At 59.7% G+C, this 1,423-nt stretch carries 2 protein-coding genes, 1 tRNA gene and 1 pseudogene; 3 read left to right on the forward strand and 1 reads right to left on the reverse strand.

Features of this window, described 5'->3' with window-relative positions; all coding sequences use genetic code 11:
* From EOC93_RS34530 to EOC93_RS33465, 3 genes and pseudogenes are all read left to right on the forward strand, one after another.
* Nucleotides 1-212, forward strand: a pseudogene (locus EOC93_RS34530) (hypothetical protein); the annotation flags it as partial.
* 110 nt (nt 213-322) lie between these two features.
* Nucleotides 323-805, forward strand: a complete 483-nt coding sequence (locus EOC93_RS33460) for a group II truncated hemoglobin (RefSeq protein WP_127206751.1) — start codon at nt 323-325, stop codon at nt 803-805.
* Nucleotides 806-936: 131 nt separating this feature from the next.
* Nucleotides 937-1,012: transfer RNA gene (locus EOC93_RS33465), tRNA-Trp, on the forward strand.
* Between the two features lie 151 nt (nt 1,013-1,163).
* Here the strand turns inward: EOC93_RS33465 and EOC93_RS34535 are convergent.
* Nucleotides 1,164-1,423: hypothetical protein (locus tag EOC93_RS34535; RefSeq protein ID WP_206532304.1), on the reverse strand; the 260-nt coding region annotated here is incomplete at its 5' end.

Here is a 1,423-nt window from a genome sequence, read left to right on the forward strand (position 1 = left end):
GACCCGGTCTGCTGGTGGCGATCCGGTCGGTGCCGGCTTCTCGTGATCGGCAGCTCGAACCCGACATGATGTTGAAAGTCGGGCTGACGACCGGGCTTGAATCGGTTGACGAATTTACCGGTCCGACCATCTGCAAATCGGCGCCAATGCCGGAGAATTGTCGCGTGGTTCCGACGTCCGAGGTTCAGGCTGACGCGCCCGTCAAGTTGTAAGGCGCAGGCATGCAGCCGGCCCAAGCTGGCCATCGAGGCAGGTTGAGCAACGTTCGATAGTTCCGCTATCGTCCGAAGCAAGTGACGCTCTGGCCGGTCGAGGATCGAGAATGAGCCAAAATATCCCGACATTGTTCGAATGGGCCGGCGGCACCGAAGCGCTGAATCGCCTGACCCAAACCTTCTACGACAAGGTGTCTAGGGATTCCATCGTCGGCCCGGTGTTCAAAAACATGTCGCCGGACCATCCCGCGCATGTCGCCGCCTTCATCGGCGAGGTCTTTGGTGGACCGAAGACCTACAGCGAAGAGCATGGCGGCCACCGCGAGATGGTGATGCACCATCTCGGCAAGCACCTGAGCGAGGAACAGCGCCGCCGCTGGATCAATCTTCTCGCTGACGCTGCCGACGAGGTCGGGCTGCCCGACGATCCGGAATTCCGCTCGGCGTTCATGGCCTATTTCGAATGGGGGTCGCGGCTGGCGAAGATGAACTCGAACCTTGGCGAGACTTGCGACCCTGAGACGGAACCGATGCCGGCCTGGGGCTGGGGCGTGCCTGGCGGACCGTACAGGCCGCCGTCGGGCGGATGATCCCGATTTGGCACGAAGATTTCCGACCTGATGCTGAAAGCAGGCAGGAATGGGACGATCAGATCAGACCGCTCTTTACAGCGCGCGCGGAAGCTTTTAGGAAGCGCCTGCTGCGCCGACACGCGCACGATACGGGCATAGCTCAGTTGGTAGAGCGGCGGTCTCCAAAACCGCAGGTCGTAGGTTCGAGCCCTGCTGCCCGTGCCATTTTTCGAAATGGCCAATTCATGAAAATTGTCTGGTCTTCCACGCATCGGCCCTTTGAAAATCGCGCGGTGACTTGCCATATAGGCTGTCTTGGGGCATAAGAGGCCATAGCCGGGACGGGACGACTGGATGGTTCCGAGGCGGCGTTTGGTCATAAAGCGGACACTTGCCACTTGCGTGGATCAAGAATCGGTTTTATGTAGACGAAACAGACACGCGACGCGTGGAGCTGGGAAGCCGGCTTTACGCGTCCGATTTGCATGGGCGAAATGATTGCGCTGATTCGGCGTGAACACAGGCTCAGGCGGCACATCCCGGCCAGCGGGATCATCCAGGAGATCCGGTCAACGGGTCTCGAAGACAGGCGGCACATGGCTTCGAAAACCACAAATCCTTTCGTCTTTCTCCAGC

This window comes from Mesorhizobium sp. M6A.T.Ce.TU.002.03.1.1 (assembly GCF_003997275.1).
Taxonomy (GTDB): Bacteria; Pseudomonadota; Alphaproteobacteria; order Rhizobiales; family Rhizobiaceae; genus Mesorhizobium; species Mesorhizobium mediterraneum.